A 17,633-nucleotide genomic window follows, 5' to 3' on the forward strand; every position below is an offset into this window, starting at 1 on the left:
ATTAACGGAAATATTTAAAAAGCATTGTTAATGTGATTGTAAAATATAATTTTCAACAGTCAACAGTCAACAGTCAACAGTCAACAGTCAACAGTTAGTAGTAAAGTTCATCCGTTCGCAAATTCAAAAAGCGCTGGGTGGCAAAATGGGTACTAATCCAAGTGATGACAATACCCAAGGCGAACACAAAAACAAAGAGACCAACCACTAAAATGGGCGTATTGAGCAGTCCGAGTTCCGGGAACGTTTTGTTGACGTAATACAGCACTATGGCCATGCCAATTAAGGCCAAAATGGCTCCGATAATGCCCAAACGAACACTTTTCCAAACGAATGGGCGACGAATAAACTGTTTGGTGGCGCCCACCATTTGCATGGTTTTTATGGTAAACCGTTTCGAGTAAACCGACAATCTGATGGAACTGTTGATTAAAAGTACAGCGATGAGCGTAAAAATACCACTGATAACCAATACCCAAAAACTGATTTTCCGAACGTTGTCGTTCATCAAATTCACCAAATCGTTATCATAGGTGACCTCGTCCACAAAGTTTTTTGATGTGGCTTCCGCCGAAATTTTTTCCAAATGTTCCGAGGTTACAAAATCGGCTTTCAAATGTACATCGATGGAATTTTGCAACGGATTGTAGCCCACAAAATCCATGAAATCCTCACCAGTTTCGACTTTCATAAATTCGGCCGCCTTTTCTTTCGAAACGTACTCGGTAGATTTTACATATTCGGCCATCGCCAAACTTTTTTCAAGTTGGTTGATTTCCACTTCTTTGGCGGCATCTTTCAAATAAATGGTCAAAACCACTTGTTCCTTAAAATGATCCGATACTTTTTTGGCGTTCAACACCAACATGCCCAAGAGTCCCAATAAAAACAGTACCAAGGCAATACTGAGCACTACCGAAAAATAGGAAGAAATTAGTCTGCGTTTTTGGTGTTTTTCAAAAGATGAACTCATAAAAGTGTTTTGGGTTGTGGTTGTAAAAATAATAAAGTATTGCTATAAGCTACAACGGTTAAACAATAATTATAGTTTCTTTGGTGTTGGTTTTTTTTCGGGCTTGCTAATAATATATACGCCAGCGGCAACCACAACACAACTCAAAATTTTAATGAGATTGATGTCTTGGGCGTAAGCCGAATTCATAAACACAAAGGCTACCAAGCTCACTAAAATAAAACTTACCACGGGTTGTAGATACACGTAGCTACTCGTTATGGATGGCGGTAAATGTTTAAGTGCAAAAATATTGAACAGGTAGGCAAAAAAGGTGGTGAACAGTACCACATAGCCAATGGTTAAATAAGTGTTTATTGTAAACGCTTCGAAATTGGTGTTCAAAAAATCGCTTATTCCAAAAGGGAGTACGTAAATAAAACCAAATAAAAATATCCAGCTTACTACGGTTATTGCATGGTATTTTTTCATTAAAGTTCGTGCCAAGACTAGGTAGAGTCCGTAGCTACTCGCATTGAGCAAAACAAATAGGTTGCCCAAAAACGAGCTGGTGCCGTCGGTTTTGTTACCGTATAAAATTAAAAATATGGCACCGGCACCCGCCATGGCAATGCCAATTACTTTATTTTTTGTGATGCGCTCCTTCAAAATGAAATAACTAAAAATTAATACAATCACGGGTGTGGCCGTGGTGATGATGGAGGCATCAATGGGCGAGGTTAAATTAATGCCGTGGAAGAACAGCATTTGGTTGGCGGCACCGCCAAATAATCCGCAAAGGGCGAGCATTAAAAAATCTTTCTTTTCTACTTTTTCTTTAACGAAAAGCAATTTCAGCGTCCAAAAAAGTAGAACGCAACCCATCAAACGGATGAAAACAAAAGCCGTCGGGCCAATTTTATTGGGCATCACGCCTTTGGCAATAATGTAATTAGCACCGTAAATGATGTTAGCGCCCAAAAGGGCAAGGTGGGCTTTTGTGGTATCTTTTATCAAAGCAGGGAATTTTATGCTGCGAAATTACAAATTGCCGCTCAAATAGAACTTTAAATAAAAGCTAAAACTATTGTGTTTTGAAGGTAGACTCATAGTTTGGTCGTCAGTTCGAGTGATTTTGAGGAGCGAAAAATCGTATCGAGAACTTTTGTGTGACTAAAATTTTAATTCTCGATAGCTCTGCTGAGCGCAGTCGAAGTACAAATTTTTCTCTTTTCAGTCGAAAAATTCACTCGAATTGACGAGTTTGATTCGAATACATTAAGTTTTAGCCTCATTATTCGGAGTCTTTTAAAAATGATGGCATATTATGGACTAAACCTATTCTGTTTTTCGGTAGAAACCGTAAATTTGCGCTTTTAATTCGTTATTCGGAGCATGTCACACTGAGCGCAGTCGAAGTGAATCGTGGAAATTTATTGAATGAAGTTATTTATCCAAAAGATTGCCGCGGTCGTACCTCCTTCGCAATGACGTCATTATTTTTAAAAAAATACGATGAATTACAATTTCAACGACATAGAAGCCAAATGGCAAAAGTATTGGGCAGAAAATCAAACGTTTAAAGCGGAAAACCAGAGCGATAAACCGAAATATTACGTGTTGGATATGTTTCCGTATCCCAGTGGTGCTGGGCTGCACGTGGGGCATCCGCTAGGGTATATCGCTTCCGATATTTATGCCCGCTACAAACGCCACCAAGGGTTTAATGTTTTGCATCCGCAGGGTTACGATAGTTTCGGTTTACCGGCCGAACAATACGCCATTCAAACGGGGCAGCATCCAGCGATTACTACGGCCGAAAACATAAAAACCTACCGCCGCCAGCTCGACCAAATTGGTTTTTCGTTCGATTGGAGCCGTGAGGTGCGTACTTCAGACCCAAGTTATTACAAATGGACGCAGTGGATTTTCATTCAGCTGTTCAATTCGTGGTACAATAAAGACACCGATAAGGCCGAAGATATTTCTGAACTTATCAGAATTTTTGAAGCGGAAGGCAATGCCAATGTTAATGCTGCTTGCGATGAGGACGTGGAAGCGTTTACAGCATCCGATTGGAACGGTTTCGACGATGTAAAAAAGCAGGAAATATTACTGCAATACCGATTGACTTACTTGGCGGAAACCGAAGTAAACTGGTGTCCGGCTTTGGGAACGGTATTGGCAAACGATGAAATTGTAAATGGCGTGTCCGAACGTGGAGGGCACCCTGTAGTTAGAAAAAAAATGACCCAATGGAGCATGCGTATTTCGGCTTATGCTGAGCGTTTGCTGCAAGGTTTGGATAAAATAGATTGGACAGATTCACTAAAAGAGAGCCAGCGCAACTGGATTGGAAAATCGGTTGGGGCGGCTGTCTCTTTCAACGTCATTGCGAGCGAAGCGAGGCCATCTGTTGAATCAGAAAACGGAGATGTCACCCTGAACGGAGTCGAAGGGGCTTATCAAATTGAAGTTTTTACAACGAGGCCCGATACCATTTTCGGTGTGTCGTTCATGACCCTGGCACCCGAGCACGAATTGGTTTCAAAAATAACCACGCCCGAGCAAAAAGCGGAGGTGGAAGCCTACATTGAGGCCACTGCTAAACGCAGCGAGCGCGACCGTATGGCCGATGTAAAAACCATTACAGGCGCTTTTACTGGTGCTTACGCCGAGCATCCGTTTACCAAAGAACCCATCCCAATCTGGATTGGTGATTACGTGTTGGCGGGCTACGGAACGGGGGCAGTAATGAGTGTGCCTTGTGGCGACCAGCGCGATTACGATTTTGCTAAACATTTTAATATTCCGATTCCGAATATCTTTGAAGGCGTAGATATTTCAAAAGAAGCCTTTTCAGATAAAGAAAACACCGTTATTGCGAATAGTGATTTCCTTAACGGTTTGAATTATAAAAAAGCTACCAAGCGCGTTATTTTCGAATTGGAAAAATTGGGGCAGGGCGAAGGAAAAACCAATTACCGTTTGCGCGACGCCGTATTTAGTCGTCAACGTTATTGGGGCGAGCCATTTCCGGTGTATTACGTAAATGGTATGCCGCAAATGATTGATGAGCAACATTTACCAATTCAATTGCCCGAAGTGGAGAAATATTTACCCACCGAAACCGGTGAGCCGCCATTGGGTAACGCCACGGTTTGGGCTTGGGATACCAATAAAAATGAAGTGGTTTCCAACAATTTAATTGATAATGAAACCATTTACCCCTTAGAATTAAATACCATGCCAGGTTGGGCGGGCAGTTCGTGGTATTTTAACCGCTATATGGATGCCAATAACAACGATGCTTTTGCCGGCCAAGAGGCGCTTAACTATTGGAAAGACGTCGATTTGTACATTGGTGGAAGCGAACACGCTACCGGACATTTACTGTACTCGCGTTTTTGGCAAAAATTCCTGTTTGATAAAGGCCAAGTGCCCGTTGATGAGTTTGCAAAAAAACTGATTAACCAAGGGATGATTTTGGGAGAAAGTGCATTTGTTCATAGGGTAGGGTTTAATTTTGGAAAAGTTGTAGATTCTAAAAGTGATTTTTCCGAGGATGACATAAAAAACATTACATATTTAAGAGATAAATATTCAATCGTTAAAGATGTTTATATCAGTAATGATGTTACTACATACCTGAGAAAAACTTTCAATAAACCCGAAAGTGAAGATGAAATTGAGCATATGAATTTCAGAAGAAGTTTGATTTCATATCTTTTGAAACCTATCGATGAGGAAATTTCAAAACTTAATTTAGAAGGTAAAGTCATGGTTAATACTATGATGATGAACTATTTTAAGACTCACGTTTCAGTAGAGTATGTAAATACTAAAAATGAGTTAAATTGGGAAAAGCTTAGAGAGGAAGATAATCAATATGAGAATGCAGAGTTTATAACAAATAAAGAAAACAAATACATCTGCAAACGTGAAGTCGAAAAAATGTCCAAGTCCAAATACAACGTGGTCAATCCAGACAACATTTGTGCAGAATACGGCGCCGACAGTTTACGCCTTTACGAAATGTTCCTTGGGCCTTTAGAGCAATACAAACCTTGGAATACCGCTGGAATTACGGGTGTGCATTCCTTCCTTAAAAAATTATGGAAATTGTATGTGGGCGACAATGGAATAAAAGTTACCGATGTCGAACCAACAAAAGACCATTTAAAAACACTGCATAAAACCATTAAAAAGGTTCAGGAGGACATCGAGAATTTTTCATTCAACACGTCGGTGTCTACATTTATGATTGCGGTAAACGAGTTAACGGCTCAAAAATGTACTTCAAAAGCGATTTTAGAACCTTTGTTGGTTTTGATTTCGCCGTACGCGCCGCATATTGCTGAAGAGTTGTGGAGTCAGTTGGGGCATAGCGAGTCTATTTCAACGGCGCCGTTCCCAAAATTTGATGAAAGCCATTTGGTAGAAAGCAGTAAAAACTACCCGATTTCCTTCAACGGAAAAATGCGTTTTACGCTAGAATTACCGTTGGATATGCCAAAAGGCGAAATTGAAAAAACCGTTTTGGCACACGAAAAAACCCAAGATCAATTACAGGGCCGCACGCCTAAAAAAGTAATTGTGGTTCCGGGTAAAATCGTGAATATTGTGGGCTAATGTCATTGCGAGAAGTCCCAATAGGAATTGGGACGACGCGGCAATCTCATCTTAAAAACCCTGTTTTTTTATTTTAAACAGTTTTAATATCAAAAAGCATCCAAAACGGATGCTTTTTTTGTTTTCCTCAAATTGTAGTTGCAAAAATTTGGGTTTCCGGAAAAACTAAAGTGCATAAATGCTAGTTTTCGAGGATTTGTTAAAACCCTACAAAATCGATGTGTTTTATATAATTGTTATAAAAAGGTTAAAATCGATATTGATTTTTTAATAAAGTCTGTGTTTTTGTGTTTTTTTTAAATGGAGTATTGTAATATTGCATTGTATTTTGACTAACTTTAATAATTGTGCCGATGAAAATTGGAGTTCCTATTGAATTGAAAAACAACGAAAACCGAGTAGGTATGACGCCTTCTGGTGTATTCGAATTAACCAAAAGAAACCACGAGGTATTCGTGCAAAAAAACGCTGGTTTTAACAGTGGCTTTTTGGATGAAGATTATGTGGATGCAGGGGCAACCATTCTTGAAACTATCGAGGAGGTTTACCAAACTGCCGAAATGATTGTAAAAGTAAAGGAGCCCATTGAGCCCGAATATGGTTTAATTAAGCCCGATCAGGTAGTGTTTACTTATTTCCATTTTGCATCGAGCGAAGCGTTAACACATGCCATGATTGACAGTAAATCGGTTTGTATTGCTTACGAAACGGTTGAGGATACCGATGGTACACTGCCCTTGTTAATTCCAATGTCTGAAGTGGCAGGAAGAATGTCTGTTCAGCAAGGTGCCAAATATTTGGAAAAACCCATTAAAGGTCGTGGTATTTTATTAGGCGGTGTTCCTGGGGTGCCACCAGCAAAAGTATTGATTTTAGGTGCCGGAGTGGTGGGTATTCAAGCCGCACGAATGGCATCAGGTTTGGGCGCCAACGTGTTCATTTTAGATATTAATATGAAAGCCCTTCGGCATGTGAGTGAAACGATGCCGAATAACGTAATTAGTGAGTTTTCAAGTGAATATAACATCAGAAAACATATTAAGGATTCCGATTTAATCATCGGCGGGGTGTTGATTAAAGGAGCGAAGGCGCCAAAATTAATCACGAAAGATATGTTGAAGGACATGCGTCCCGGTACTGTTATGGTAGATGTGGCGGTAGATCAAGGCGGTTGTTTCGAAACTACAAAACCTACTACGCACCAGGATCCCACATATATTATTGATGAAGTGGTGCACTATAGTGTGGCCAATATGCCTGGCGCTGTGCCTTACACGTCGACCATGGCATTAACCAACGTAACCTTGCCATACGTGATTAAGTTGGCAAATTTAGGTTGGGAAAAAGCTTGTGAAGAAAATAAATCTTTAGCAAAAGGATTGAATATTGTTAAGGGCAATATTGTTTACAAGGAAATAGCAGAAGCATTCGATTTGGAGTACGCAGTATCATAAAAAATGATATTGATGTTTATACAGCCTTCTTACGAGGGCTTTTTTTATGCCCTATTTTTAACAGAATTTTAATGACTGACAGAATATCATATCCATAAAATTGGCGTTATTTTTGCTATCTTTATTTTGTTATAATCAATTTAAAATAGAACAATGATTGGATATTATATATTATTAGGAGGTATAGCATTAGTAAGCTGGTTGGTGAGCAGTACCTTAAAACGAAAGTTTGAAAAATACTCTAAGGTACAGCTTCGAAACGGTATGAGTGGTGCCGAAATTGCTGAGAAAATGTTGGCCGATAATGGCATTTACGATGTTGAGGTGATTTCTACTCCCGGCCGATTGACCGACCACTACAACCCAAAAAATAAAACCGTAAATTTAAGTGAAGCCGTTTATCATCAGCGTAACGCTGCCGCTGCTGCTGTAGCTGCCCACGAATGTGGTCATGCCGTACAGCACGCCCAAGCTTACGATTATTTAAAAATGCGCTCGGCATTGGTGCCTGTAGTTAGTGTGACTTCGGGTATGTCGCAATGGTTGGTGATTGGTGGTTTGGTATTGGGTGCCGCCGCTGGTGTGGGCATGGGCTATTGGGTAGCCGTTGCTGGATTGGTCATGATGGGCTTTGCTACGCTATTCAGTTTTATTACCCTTCCTGTGGAGTACGATGCCAGTAACCGCGCTTTGGCTTGGTTGAAAAATAAAAATATGGTAACGCCCGAAGAATACAAAGGTTCTGAAGATGCTTTGAAATGGGCTGCCCGAACCTATTTGGTAGCAGCCATTGGTGCCTTGGCTAACCTTGTGTATTGGGGTTTCCAAGTGTTTGGGGCTAGAGATTAAAGCATCCTTTTTTTTGAAAATATTTCAAGCCATAGAAATTCGTTTTCTGTGGCTTTTTTGTTTGAATTTTTGAAATATTTGAAAGAAAATATATAGATAGAAACATTGAATCTTCAAAGTTTTTAGTCCGATGGGTTCATTTGCAAAATTTCAAACCCCGATTATCGGGCAAAACCACGGCTGTTTTATCAAAATTCATTAAATTCGCGAACTTAACAGAATTACCAGTAAATGAGCGCTAAATTTCCTGAATATAAAGGACTTGACTTGCCAAAAGTAGCAGAAGAAATTCTGAGCTATTGGCAGGAAAACAACATATTTGAAAAAAGTATATCGACAAGAGAAGGCAACGAAACCTATGTGTTTTTTGAAGGGCCGCCTTCTGCAAACGGTTTGCCAGGCATTCACCACGTGATGGCCCGGGCCATAAAAGATATTTTTTGCCGATATAAAACCCAAAAAGGATACCAGGTTAAGCGTAAAGCCGGATGGGATACCCACGGATTACCTATTGAATTAGGTGTTGAAAAAGAACTGGGCATTACCAAAGAAGATATTGGCAAGACCATTTCGGTTGAAGATTACAACAAAGCCTGCCGAAAAGCGGTAATGCGCTATACTGATATTTGGAACGACCTTACTGAAAAAATGGGCTACTGGGTAGATATGGACGATCCGTACATTACCTACGAACCCAAATACATGGAAAGTGTTTGGTGGTTGCTCAAACAAATTTACAACAAAGATTTACTGTATAAAGGTTACACCATTCAGCCGTATTCGCCGAAAGCGGGAACGGGATTGAGTTCGCATGAGTTGAACCAGCCAGGAACGTACCAAGATGTTACTGATACAACCATCGTGGCTCAGTTTAAGGCTGTTGAAGAAACCCTTCCGGAATTTTTACAGAACGAAGGCGATATTCACTTTTTAGCTTGGACGACCACCCCTTGGACCCTGCCAAGTAACACGGCATTGACCGTGGGGCCAAAAATCGATTATGTATTGGTAGAAACTTTCAATCAATACACTTTTGAGCCTATCAATGTAGTGTTGGCCAAAAAACTGGTGAGCTATCAGTTTTCTGGGAAGTTTAAGCAAGTTGAGGATAAATCAGAGTTGTTGACCTACAAATCGGGCGATAAAAAAATTCCGTTTTATGTTGTAAAAGAATTTGTTGGTAAGGATTTGGTGGGCATTAAGTACGAACAATTGTTGCCGTACGTACAGCCAAACGACAACCCTGAAAATGCCTTTAGAGTCATTTCCGGAGATTTTGTAACTACCGAAGACGGTACGGGAATTGTACATACTGCGCCTACTTTTGGTGCTGATGATGCCTTGGTGGCCAAACAAGCCATACCTGAGGTGCCACCTATGTTGGTGAAAGATGAAAACGGAAACTTGGTGCCTTTGGTAGACTTGCAAGGGAAGTTCAGACCAGAAATGGGCGAGCACGCTGGTAAGTACGTAAAAAATGAATATTACAATGATGGCGAAGCACCTGAGAAGTCTGTAGATGTTGAAATAGCTATCAAATTAAAAGAAGAAAACAAGGCCTTTAAGGTTGAAAAATATAAGCACAGCTACCCGAATTGCTGGAGAACTGATAAGCCCATTCTTTACTATCCGTTAGATTCTTGGTTCATCAAAGTAACCGACATAAAAGACAAGATGGTGGCGCACAACGAAACCATCAATTGGAAGCCAAAAGCCACCGGAACCGGACGTTTTGGTAACTGGCTGGCCAATGCCAACGACTGGAACTTGTCGCGCTCGCGCTACTGGGGTATTCCGTTGCCAATCTGGAGAACCGAAGATGGAAAAGAAGAAATCTGCATTGGTTCGGTGGAAGAATTGAAAAATGAGATGGCCAAAGCGGTTGAAGCTGGTGTGCTTTCAAAAGATATTTTTGAAGATTTTGAAGTCGGAAATAACTCCGAAGACAACTACGCTAAAATCGATTTGCATAAAAACATCGTTGACGATATCGTTTTGGTGTCGCCATCGGGGCAAAAAATGTTCCGCGAAAGCGATTTAATCGATGTATGGTTCGATTCGGGCTCCATGCCTTATGCGCAGTGGCACTATCCGTTCGAAAACAAAGATTTAATTGATAAAGGTACAACCTATCCGGCCGATTTTATCGCAGAAGGTGTGGACCAAACCCGTGGTTGGTTCTATACTTTGCACGCTATCGGAACCATGGTTTTCGATTCTGTGGCCTATAAAAATGTAGTGTCTAACGGATTGGTGTTGGATAAAAACGGACAAAAAATGTCGAAACGTTTGGGCAATGCCGTCGATCCGTTTGAAACCCTTGGGAATTACGGTGCCGATGCTACACGTTGGTACATGATTAGTAACGCCAACCCTTGGGATAACTTAAAGTTTGATTTAGAAGGTGTTGAGGAAGTGAAGCGTAAATTCTTCGGCACGCTTTACAATACCTATTCGTTCTTCCAATTGTATGCCAATTTGGATAATTTCAATTATAGCAAATCCGATATTGCTATTGAAGACAGACCGGAAATAGACCGTTGGATCCTTTCAGAACTGCACACGCTCATTAAAAAAGTGGATGCCTTTTATGCCGATTACGAGCCAACAAGGGCAGCAAGAGCGATTTCAGACTTCACTCAAGATTATTTGAGTAACTGGTTTGTGCGTTTAAGTAGAAGACGTTACTGGAAAGGCGATTACGGGCAGGATAAAATTTCGGCCTACCAAACGCTATACACTTGTATGGTGACTATTGCCAAGTTGGGGGCGCCCATTGCGCCGTTCTTTATGGATCGCTTGTATTTGGATTTAAACGCCGTTACTCAAAAAGAAGCCTTTGCTAGTGTGCATTTGGCCGATTTCCCTGTGTTCGACGAAAGTTTTGTTGATAAAGCTTTGGAGCGTAAAATGGAAGCCGCGCAAACCATATCTTCTTTGGTGTTGTCGTTAAGGGCTAAAGAGAAAATCAAAGTGCGCCAACCGCTGCAAAAAATAATGATTCCGATTGATAGCGAGCAGCAAAAAGAGGAGATTTTGGCGGTTCAGAATTTGATAAAACACGAGGTTAACGTTAAGGAGATTGAGTTGTTGGATGATGCTTCGGGTGTTTTGGTAAAACAGATAAAACCGAATTTTAAAACCCTAGGGCCACGCTTTGGAAAGGATATGAAAGCCATTGCCAACGCAGTAATTAACTTTTCACCTGAAGATATTAACAAAATTGAGCAAAATGGCAGTTTAGAGGTTGATGTTAATGGAAAAAATATTACATTAGAACGCTCGGATGTAGAAATCACCTCTCAGGATATTGAAGGGTGGTTGGTAGCCAAAGAAGGTGCGTTTACCGTGGCTTTGGATGTTACCATTACAGATGATTTACGTAGAGAAGGCATTGCTCGCGAATTGGTTAACCGCATTCAGAATTTACGTAAGGATTCTGGTTTTGAAGTGACTGACAGGATAGACGTTAGGCTTCAAAAAGACGAGCAGGTGGTAAGTGCCGTTGATGCAAATATCACTTATATTAAGTCGGAAACGTTAACAAATGAATTGGAAATTATCGATAAATTAGACGATGGTATAGAAATTGCTTTTGATGATGTAAATACCAAGCTATTTATCCAAAAACATTAAGACTATGGCAGATACAGTAAGATATTCAGACAAGGATTTAGCTGAATTTAAAGAAATAATACAGGATAAAATCCAAAAGGCACAACATGATTTAGATCTTATTAAAAGTGCCTATATGAACGACCATAATAATGGTACTGACGATACGTCGCCTACATTCAAGGCTTTTGATGAAGGTAGTGAGGTGATGAGCAAAGAGTCTAACTCGCAATTGGCTATTCGTCAAGAAAAGTTTATCCGCGACCTTAAAAATGCCCTAATTAGGATTGAAAATAAAACCTATGGCATTTGTCGTGTTACCGGAAAATTGATTAATAAAGAGCGCTTAAAATTAGTGCCGCATGCTACTTTAAGTATCGAAGCCAAAAACATGCAGCAATAAGCGTTTAAAATAATAGGTTTAAAACGTCTCAAAAATAATATTTGGGACGTTTTTTGTTTGGAATAGCCCCAAATTGAACATCATTTTAAGAATTTTAATGTCACTAAAAAAATCCATCATTCTCATTATTGTTGTTTTACTGATCGATCAAATCAGTAAAATTTACATCAAAACCCACTTTGTGCTCCACGAAAGTGTGGATGTGTTTAGTTGGTTTAAAATCTATTTTATTGAAAATGATGGTATGGCTTGGGGTACCAAAATTAGTGACTTTGCCTCATTTATTTCCGATAGGACCGCCAAAGTGGCTTTAACGCTCTTTAGGGTTGTGGCCATTTTTGGTATTGGCTATTGGTTGTACAGCGCCACAAAAAGTAAGGGGTCGCGCATACTTATTTTGGCTATTGCCTTAATTTTTGCCGGTGCTCTTGGAAATATTATCGATTCAGTATTTTACGGTGTGTTGTTTGAAGACAGCATCAGCCAAGTGGCCACCTTTTTGCCCGAAAACGGCGGTTACGATAGCTTGCTGCACGGTCGTGTGGTGGATATGCTCTATTTTCCTTTAATTGAAATCGACTTGCCACAATGGGTGCCGTTTTACGGCGGTAAGCGCTTTAATTTCTTCGAACCGGTTTTCAATATTGCCGATGTGGCCATAAGCACGGGCTTTATTATGCTTATAGTGTTTAATAAAAAGGCGTTTTCGAAAGTTTGAAATTAAGAAATATGAAAAGAAGCTTCAATCTATGTCATTTAAAAAATTAAGATTTCTGTGTTATTTGTTGGTAGTGTTTGTTCTTTCCTGCTCAACCGATGATAATTCTAGTGAAAGTAGCAACATACAAACGGATGTCAAAAAAGAAGACTTATTAGGAGTATGGACAATATATTCTGTTGAGTCGGGTGCTGTAAAAGCTGAGGTGCCTGTCAATTTTGAGACTTGCGGTAGAGATTTTTTTATTTATAACGAAGACTATTCGTATTCAGAATTCCAATTTCTAGAATCGTCAACCTGTCAGCCTTCAGAATTTCAATTGAAATGGAGCTTAAATAGGGGGGTAATTGAATTGTCAACAGTCAACGGAAGCGAATCCCAATTAATAGAAATCAATAGTTTAAATGCAACCACTTTTATTTTTACCACGCGTATGGATTTAAATGGTGATGGGAGTTTAGAGGTTTATAAGCTAACTGCATTAAAATACAACCCGCCGAATGAAATGGATATTTACACAGATTCCTTTTCGAGAAGAACAGAGCCCCCGTTTGAAGACCATATAGCATTTCGTTGGGATATTTACACTGGGTATAACACGTTTTTACGGTACGAAATTTATAGAAGTACTGAGGAGTGCGATATCACCTCAGCCGAATTAGTTCAAACAATTGAAGATGTGAATGTGTCACGCTTCATTGACTATAACCCACCTACGACTGAAGAAATTTGTTATTTTTTGAAGATTTATACCGATAAAGGCTTGTTAGGCATTAGCAATCCCCGTTATGTGGCAACGGAATTCATTTTTCCAGAAAGTGTAAAGGTTATTAATGCTACAGATACTGAAAGTTCTGTTGCTCTTTCTTGGGAGAAATATAAAGGGTATTATTTTTCACATTATGAGGTTAGAGTGCAAGATCAAAATGAAAATTCAATGCCGCATATCGAAACGGTAGCCATAATTGAAGATGTAAATACGACGTTATATACTGATATAAACCCGCCCTATGTGAACAATCCAATTTATTCAATTTATGTGCACAATATTTTTGGAAACATAAGCCAATTAAATCAAGATGGGAACATGATTACAACGAACTTTAGCAGGCCCGAGTTGTTGAGCTTTGATTATATAAGGTTTTTAAGTTTTGATCCCGATGAACAAGCTCTTTTCTTTTATGGAGTTAACCCCGACAACACTAGAAGACTCATTAAATATGATTATATAAATCACAATGTTCTAGCTGAAGGTTATAAGTTGCCGTCAGTACAAACAGACGTGGAAATGAAGCTGATTACATCAAATGAGGGGAAGGAACTTATTTTTGAGCAAGGCGGTGAGTATTGGGTGTATGACGCATCCGACTTAACGTTTAAATACTCATTAAATCTTGGTTTTATAGGCCCACGAGATAGTTTCTCGTATTTGAAAAATGGTATTTGGGTGTTTTCAGATGACGACCATGTTTTTACGTATAAGCGTACCGGCTCTACTATGGAAAAGATTGATCAAAAACTTCATTTTACAAAGCATCAAGGGGGTGGGAACTACGAAATTACCAAATTAGATAATGCTAATGTACTTTTAAGTCATAATAACGAAGGAAGAGCTATACATTATAGTGTTGATAAGGGTGGTTTTATTGCTAATAAAGGTATTATACAAATTCCGTTGTTGGCAGCTTTGAATAGCGATTTGTCTGTGAATATGGAATCTAAACTGTTGCTTAATAAGAAAAGGAACTCAGTTTATTCCATCACAGATTTTTCGAAAACAGATAGCTACACTAATCCTAGGGTTACGTTTAATTTCAATAGATTAGGAACAAAAATTTTCGGGGTAGATAAAAATGAGAAATATACTGGCTCTTATGAGGATTTTTCGAAAGAAATTGTGGTTTACGATATAGAAAAAAAATCTTCAGAAAAAATCACGACTAAAGGCTATCCCTTATATGTTTTTGAGGATGCGCAAGGAAACATTGTAAGTTTGTCTTCTGGTTTCCCGCGAGATGAGTATTACGACTTGTACAATAATAATGTGCCAGATATGTTTGTTGAAATTGTAAAATAGAACAAGCTTATTGGGTTAAACTGTTAAAACTCAAAAACCCGCTCTGGCGTTACACAAAAATCCAACTTAATATCACCTTCAAAAACATCGGTAATTTCAGTTTCAGCTTCAAAAAAAGACAGTCCAATTTTTAGGGTTTCGGGTTTGCATTTGGCTAAAAACCGGTCGTAAAAGCCTTTGCCATAACCTACGCGATTGCCTGTTTTATCGAAAGCTAACAGCGGAATAAAAACCACATCAACTTTGTCGTTGGTTATTTCAATGCCATCAATCGGTTCGGGGATGTTATAGGCATTCTTTTTTATTTTGGTATTGTCGGTAAGTAAAAAATGGGTCATTTCGCCCGTTTTAAAATCACTTTTGGATACCAAAATATTTTTGTCCTTGCCTGATAAAATATTCAGAATATAATCAGTGTTCACTTCCTTTTGTTCTTCAATGGAAAGAAAAACATGGAAAAACGAAGCTTCCCAAATGGGTAGTTTCAAAACCTGGTTGGCGATGGACAAACTGAAATCTTCCACCTCGTTTAACGAAAGGTCGTTCCGAAAGGCTTTGTATTTTTTTCGCAGTTCATTTTTGGTCATGTTGCCGCCCTTTTTAGTTTGGTGGAAATATGGAACAGTGCATCACCTTGATAAACGATGGGCGATTCGTTTACATTGATAATATAACCGGCGTTCGAAGCTCGAACAAAATAATTGAACTTGCCATAAGGATCGGTGATGTTGCCCAGCATATCGTCCTTTTTTACATAAGATCCAATGGTGATGGAGGCCTTAAACATACCTGAGTATTTGGCGCGTTGCCACTTGCTGTCGTTTATAAAAACGCATTCGGTTTTGGGTTTCGACGATTTAAAAACGGTTCGCAACATACCGAAATGTTTTAAAATACGTTTGGATCCGTTAACGCCCGAGTTAGTTACCACATCGTCAATATGGAACGACTTGCCGCCTTCAAAAAGCAGTAAAGGCTTGCCTAGTTTGTTACAGGTAGTGCGAAAGGATTTGGAAAGGTTTTTGGAATACAGTACAAACGGTGCACCGAATACTTTGGCCAAGACGTCCAAGTCTTTCTTCTCTTTGGCATAGCGCAGTTGCGGTGCATTAAATCGACCTGAGCCACCGGTGTGGAAATCGATGATCAAATCGGCGTGTGGAATCACTTCGTCCATCAGTTTGTAGGCCACGCGCCCAGCTAATGATCCCGACGGACTCCCCGGAAACACACGGTTTAAATCGCGCCCATCAGGAAATTCACGCTTCAGGTTAATGAACCCAAAAATATTGATGACGGGCATGCAAATAATGGTGCCGCATTTGGGCTTGTTGATGCCTTTGGCGATGAGTTGCCTGATAATTTCAACACCATTAACCTCGTCGCCGTGAATACCAGCCGTAAACAATACCGTTGGCCCCGGTTTTTTAGCGCGTTCAATAATTACGGGAATGTGTACGGGCGATGAGGTATGTAAATTAGCAACATCAAAATTAACTTCCTTGCTTTCTCCAGGCTTTACCTGTTCGCCTAAAATATGAAGGACTTCAGTTTGTGTTACGGGCATTTAATGTTATGTTAAAGGTTAGAACATTGCTCCAAAGCTTTGGCTTTCAATTATTCGGTGGTTTGCGGTACGTTTTTTTCAATATATCTTATAATGGCCTTGGCTATATTTCGGCCCGTGGCAGCTTCAATGCCTTCCAAGCCTGGGGTGGAATTCACTTCCAATAACAAAGGCCCTCTGGCCGATTGCAACATATCCACACCACAAACTGGTAGTTTTAAAGCACGCGAGGCATTCATGGCCAGTTTCAGCTCATCATGACTCAGTTTGATGATGTTGGCTTGTCCGCCACGGTGCAAGTTCGAACGGAATTCGCCTTCCTTGCCTTGGCGTTTCATCGCACCTACCACTTGTCCGTCAACAACCAAAGCTCGCAAGTCAGCACCACCAGCTTCTTTAATAAATTCCTGAACGATAACTCGGGCCTGGAGTCCGTTAAAGGCTTCCAAAACCGATTCGGCCGCATTCTTCGTTTCGGCCAAAACCACGCCCAAACCTTGTGTGCCTTCCAATAATTTAATGATTACGGGCGTACCGCCAACATGTTCAATCACTTCCTCAACATCGCGCGAGTAATTGGTAAATACCGTTTTAGGCATGCCAATTCCAGCTTTGCTCAAACGCTGTAAACTGCGTAGTTTATCGCGCGAACGTTGTATTGCATCAGAGGTGCAAATGGTAAAAACCCCCATCATTTCAAACTGCCGCACCACGGCACAGCCATAAAAGGTTACCGAGGCGCCAATACGTGGTATAATGGCGTCAACGTAATCCAAATAACGGTCTTTGTAATAAATGGTAGGTTTTTCCTTTTCGATGATGATATCGCATTTCAGCGGATCGATCACTTCAACTTTATGTCCCCGTTTTTCGCCTTCTTCAATAAGCCTTTCGGTGGAATACAGTTGGTTGTTTCTAGACAGAATAACTATGTTCATGCTTTGCTTGTTAGGTGCGAAAGGTTTTCCTGATCTACATCAACCAAAAATTTTTGTTTTAAAAACTGCCTGCCAATCAAAACAGGAAACCTCATATCGTCTCTAGTGCTTAAAGTTAAGTTAATCTTGTACGTTTTTCCAAAAAATACCACTTCAGATTTTACTTTATAGCGGTTTTCCTTAAATCCGTTGCTGCTTTTCACGTCGGTTCTCGAAAATTCCTCGAAAACAATTTCGGTCTTACCGAAGTTTTTATGGGTTTTGCTGTTAAAAATGCAGCGCAGCGTATTGTTTTCCTCGATAATTTTCGAGCAATGGATGGCCGAGGTGTAAGCCCCGGTGTCAATTTTTACGTCAATATTAAAGAGTCCCAGTTTCGGGAAATCAACAATATCAACACGTCCTATAATTTTTTTCATTTTAATTTT

13 protein-coding genes are annotated in these 17,633 nt (G+C 39.9%); 7 read left to right on the forward strand and 6 right to left on the reverse strand.

Translation table 11 applies throughout. The features are described 5' to 3' along the window. Positions 1-94: 94 nt before the first annotated feature. Together ABI125_02945 and ABI125_02950 are read right to left on the reverse strand one after the other, a co-directional pair. Positions 95-973, reverse strand: a complete 879-nt coding sequence (locus ABI125_02945) for a permease-like cell division protein FtsX (GenBank protein XCF06826.1) — start codon at positions 971-973, stop codon at positions 95-97. Positions 974-1,042: 69 nt separating this feature from the next. After that, positions 1,043-1,969 carry a DMT family transporter gene (locus ABI125_02950; protein XCF06827.1) on the reverse strand — a complete coding sequence of 309 codons (927 nt, stop codon included), beginning with the start codon at positions 1,967-1,969 and terminating at the stop codon, positions 1,043-1,045. A 498-nt stretch (positions 1,970-2,467) separates the two neighbouring features. Between ABI125_02950 and ABI125_02955 the strand changes: the two genes are divergently transcribed. The 7 genes from ABI125_02955 (at position 2,468) to ABI125_02985 (ending at position 14,700) form a co-directional block, all read left to right on the forward strand. Further along, positions 2,468-5,584, forward strand: coding sequence for a class I tRNA ligase family protein (locus ABI125_02955; protein ID XCF06828.1), 3,117 nt, complete (start codon positions 2,468-2,470; stop codon positions 5,582-5,584). A gap of 353 nt (positions 5,585-5,937) precedes the next feature. Continuing rightward, positions 5,938-7,038 (forward strand): alanine dehydrogenase, encoded by a 1,101-nt coding sequence (gene ald, locus ABI125_02960; protein ID XCF06829.1) that lies wholly within the window; start codon positions 5,938-5,940, stop codon positions 7,036-7,038. Positions 7,039-7,191: 153 nt separating this feature from the next. Beyond that, complete coding sequence (locus ABI125_02965) at positions 7,192-7,887, forward strand: zinc metallopeptidase (protein ID XCF06830.1); 696 nt, start codon at positions 7,192-7,194, stop codon at positions 7,885-7,887. Positions 7,888-8,118: 231 nt separating this feature from the next. Next, on the forward strand, positions 8,119-11,523 hold the full coding sequence (ileS, locus tag ABI125_02970) for an isoleucine--tRNA ligase (GenBank protein XCF06831.1): 3,405 nt from the start codon (positions 8,119-8,121) through the stop codon (positions 11,521-11,523). 4 nt (positions 11,524-11,527) lie between these two features. Next, complete coding sequence (locus ABI125_02975; GenBank protein ID XCF06832.1) at positions 11,528-11,905, forward strand: TraR/DksA C4-type zinc finger protein; 378 nt, start codon at positions 11,528-11,530, stop codon at positions 11,903-11,905. A gap of 97 nt (positions 11,906-12,002) precedes the next feature. Then, entirely contained in the window at positions 12,003-12,623 is a 621-nt protein-coding gene (locus ABI125_02980) for a lipoprotein signal peptidase (protein XCF06833.1), read from the forward strand. A gap of 31 nt (positions 12,624-12,654) precedes the next feature. Continuing rightward, entirely contained in the window at positions 12,655-14,700 is a 2,046-nt protein-coding gene (locus ABI125_02985) for a hypothetical protein (protein ID XCF06834.1), read from the forward strand. A 23-nt stretch (positions 14,701-14,723) separates the two neighbouring features. Here ABI125_02985 and ABI125_02990 read toward each other — a convergent pair whose 3' ends face one another. The 4 genes from ABI125_02990 to ABI125_03005 are packed head-to-tail and all read right to left on the reverse strand — an operon-like array spanning position 14,724 to position 17,624. Continuing rightward, complete coding sequence (locus tag ABI125_02990) at positions 14,724-15,287, reverse strand: 5-formyltetrahydrofolate cyclo-ligase (GenBank protein ID XCF06835.1); 564 nt, start codon at positions 15,285-15,287, stop codon at positions 14,724-14,726. Further along, entirely contained in the window at positions 15,284-16,267 is a 984-nt protein-coding gene (locus ABI125_02995) for a succinylglutamate desuccinylase/aspartoacylase family protein (GenBank protein XCF06836.1), read from the reverse strand. The genes ABI125_02990 and ABI125_02995 overlap by 4 nt, the downstream gene beginning before the upstream one ends. 50 nt (positions 16,268-16,317) lie before the next feature. Then, the gene (rimK, locus tag ABI125_03000) at positions 16,318-17,205 is read right to left on the reverse strand and encodes a 30S ribosomal protein S6--L-glutamate ligase (GenBank protein ID XCF06837.1); all 888 of its coding nucleotides are present in this window, start codon (positions 17,203-17,205) and stop codon (positions 16,318-16,320) included. Then, a complete protein-coding gene (locus tag ABI125_03005) occupies positions 17,202-17,624 on the reverse strand; it encodes a RimK/LysX family protein (protein ID XCF06838.1) in 423 nt (140 codons plus the stop codon). Before ABI125_03005 ends, rimK begins: the two co-directional genes overlap by 4 nt. Positions 17,625-17,633 lie beyond the last annotated feature (9 nt).

Source organism: Tamlana crocina, from assembly GCA_040429635.1.
GTDB lineage: Bacteria > Bacteroidota > Bacteroidia > Flavobacteriales > Flavobacteriaceae > Flavisericum > Flavisericum crocinum.